Annotated in this window: 3 protein-coding genes; all 3 read left to right on the forward strand. The window is 60.1% G+C overall.

The features are described 5' to 3' along the window. Positions 1-251 precede the first annotated feature (251 nt). Positions 252-467: a 50S ribosomal protein L31 gene (gene rpmE / locus QMX91_RS30390; protein ID WP_007968345.1), complete on the forward strand. Its 216-nt coding sequence runs from the start codon at positions 252-254 to the stop codon at positions 465-467. A gap of 41 nt (positions 468-508) precedes the next feature. Next, positions 509-1,291: a thermonuclease family protein gene (locus QMX91_RS30395; RefSeq protein WP_282413851.1), complete on the forward strand. Its 783-nt coding sequence runs from the start codon at positions 509-511 to the stop codon at positions 1,289-1,291. Between the two features lie 183 nt (positions 1,292-1,474). Continuing rightward, positions 1,475-2,743, forward strand: a complete 1,269-nt coding sequence (locus QMX91_RS30400) for a malic enzyme-like NAD(P)-binding protein (RefSeq protein WP_003220889.1) — start codon at positions 1,475-1,477, stop codon at positions 2,741-2,743. Positions 2,744-2,915: the final 172 nt, after the last annotated feature.

A 2,915-nucleotide genomic window follows, 5' to 3' on the forward strand; every position in this document is an offset into this window, starting at 1 on the left:
GCGCAGATCAACTGTGGGAGCGAGCTTGCTCGCGAACGCGGTGTGTCAGGCACGAAGTCATCAACTGGCACAACGCATTCGCGAGCAAGCTCGCTCCCACAGGGGAGTGCGTTCAAGCCCGGGAGCCTAGCAGACGGTCGGTCTCAGGGACAGCTTGCGCGATTGACATTGTCTGGTAGAATCCGCGGCCTAATTACGTGCGGTATTCAACAATAGTGTTGGGTGGCGGCACGCTAGCTGAGGAAGACATCATGAAAGCTGATATCCACCCGAATTACCCAGAAGTTGCAGTAACCTGCAGCTGCGGCAACAAGTTCGAAACCCGTTCGACCTTCGGCAAAGCCCTGGCGATCGACGTTTGCAACGAGTGCCACCCGTTCTACACCGGTAAGCAGAAGACTCTGGACACCGGTGGCCGCGTTCAGAAGTTCGCCGACCGTTTCGGTGCCTTCGGCGCCAAGAAGTAAGATTGGTCATTCTGGAAAACTTCGACGGTTTCTCCAGGCTGATGAAAAAGGCGTCCCTTGTGGGCGCCTTTTTTGTGTCCGCGATTTGGCTGTCCGCTGCCCAGGCGTTTTGCCCCACGCCTGCCGGCCTGAGCAGTGTCAGCGTCCAGCGCGTGGTCGATGGCGACACGCTACGCCTGAGCGATGGGCGCAGTGTGCGGATGATCGGTCTCAACACCCCGGAGCTGGGCAAGCAGGGCCGCAGTGATGAACCCTTCGCCGTGGCGGCGCGCAAACGCCTTGAAGCACTGGTGGCGGACAGCGGCGGTCGGGTCGGTCTGCTCCCCGGCAAGCAGGCCAAAGACCATTACGGTCGCACCCTCGCGCATGTCTACAGCACCAACGGCACCAATCTTGAAGCGCAAATGCTCGCCGACGGCCTGGGTTTTCAAGTGGCGGTGGCACCGAATGTCGATCTTGTGGCCTGTCAGCAGGCGGCCGAACGCAGCGCCCGGCAGGCCGGTCGGGGCCTGTGGCGCCAGTTACCTGTACTGAAAGCGGAGCAGATCCGCACTTCGGGTTTCGCCTTGGTCAGTGGGCGTGTGAGCAAGGTTCAACGCAATCGCGGCGGAATCTGGATCGAGTTGCAGGACTCGGTTGTACTGCGCGTTGCACCCAATCTCGTCGGACAATTCGACAACGCCCGGTTGCAGACGCTGCAGGGCAGGCAGATCGAGGCTCGCGGCTGGGTCGTCGACCGTTCGCGGCGTGGCGGGTTGAAACCGGGCCAGCCACGTTGGCTGCTGCCGTTGACCGATCCGTCGATGCTGCAAAGCGCGCGCTGAAGAAAAATTGTAGACATTTTTTCTGTCGATTGTGAACAGTCCAGCCCTTGTGCGCCGTGGCTCTTGGCCCAAAGTCGTAGGACAGGGCGCTTGACAGGGGTGACCGCTCAGTCTTGTGGGGACTTTGCGAGGCGCGTATCCTCGCTGACCAGTCTGTCCAACAGTAAAAAGCGGAATGCCAAAATGTCTGATCTGAAAACTGCCGCTCTCGAATATCATGCCAATCCTCGTCCAGGGAAGCTGAGTGTCGAGCTCACCAAGGCCACTGCTACCGCCCGCGACCTGTCGCTGGCCTACAGCCCCGGCGTAGCTGAACCAGTGCGTGAGATCGCCCGCGATCCTGAACTGGCCTACAAATACACCGGCAAGGGCAACCTGGTTGCAGTCATTTCCGATGGCACCGCGATTCTGGGCCTGGGTAACCTCGGCCCACTGGCCTCCAAGCCAGTGATGGAAGGTAAGGGCGTATTGTTCAAGCGCTTCGCCGGTATCGACGTATTCGACATCGAAGTCGACTCCGAAAGCCCGCAAGCCTTCATCGACACCGTAAAACGCATCTCCATCACTTTCGGCGGCATCAACCTGGAAGACATCAAGGCGCCTGAGTGCTTTGAGATCGAACGTGCTCTGATCGAGCAGTGCGACATTCCGGTATTCCACGATGACCAGCACGGCACCGCGATCGTGACCGCTGCGGGCATGATCAACGCCCTGGAAATCGCCGGCAAAACCCTGCCGGAAGCCAAAATCGTCTGCCTCGGCGCCGGCGCTGCGGCCATCTCCTGCATGAAGTTGCTGGTGAGCATGGGCGCAAAAATCGAAAACATCTTCATGGTTGACCGTACCGGCGTGATCCACTCCGGCCGTGATGACCTGAACCAGTACAAAGCCGTGTTCGCTCACGCCACCGACAAGCGCAGCCTGGCTGATGCTCTGAAAGGCGCTGACGTGTTCGTCGGTCTGTCCGGCCCGAACCTGCTGAGCGCTGAAGGTCTGCTGTCGATGGCGGCCAACCCGATCGTCTTCGCCTGCTCGAACCCGGATCCGGAAATCTCCCCGGAGCTGGCACACGCCACCCGCAGCGACGTGATCATGGCCACCGGTCGTTCCGACTACCCGAACCAGGTCAACAACGTTCTGGGCTTCCCGTTCATCTTCCGTGGTGCCCTGGACGTTCGCGCCAAGCGCATCAACGAAGAAATGAAAGTGGCTGCGGCCAACGCCCTGCGTGAGCTGGCCAAACTGCCAGTGCCACAGGACGTGTGCGACGCCTACGGTGGTGCGCCGCTGGAATTCGGTCGTGAGTACATCATTCCGAAGCCAATGGACAAGCGCCTGATCACCCTGATCTCCGACGCTGTGGCCAAGGCCGCGATCGAGACCGGTGTGGCGACCCTGCCGTATCCGAAGAACTACCCGCTGAAAAGCGTGGATGACGTGTTCAACGGCTAAGCCGTTGTAGCGCTTCAACGAAAGCCCCGGCTTGTGAGAGTCGGGGCTTTTTTGTGCCTGTGTGATTTGTGGTGTTCTTCGGTGCCTCTTCGCGAGCAAGCCCGCTCCCACAGGTTTTGTGGTGTGCGCAAATGCTGGCTACAACCCGGTCACTGTGGGAGCGGGCGTGCTA

The organism is Pseudomonas sp. PS01299 (genome assembly GCF_029960145.1).
Lineage (GTDB): Bacteria > Pseudomonadota > Gammaproteobacteria > Pseudomonadales > Pseudomonadaceae > Aquipseudomonas > Aquipseudomonas putida_A.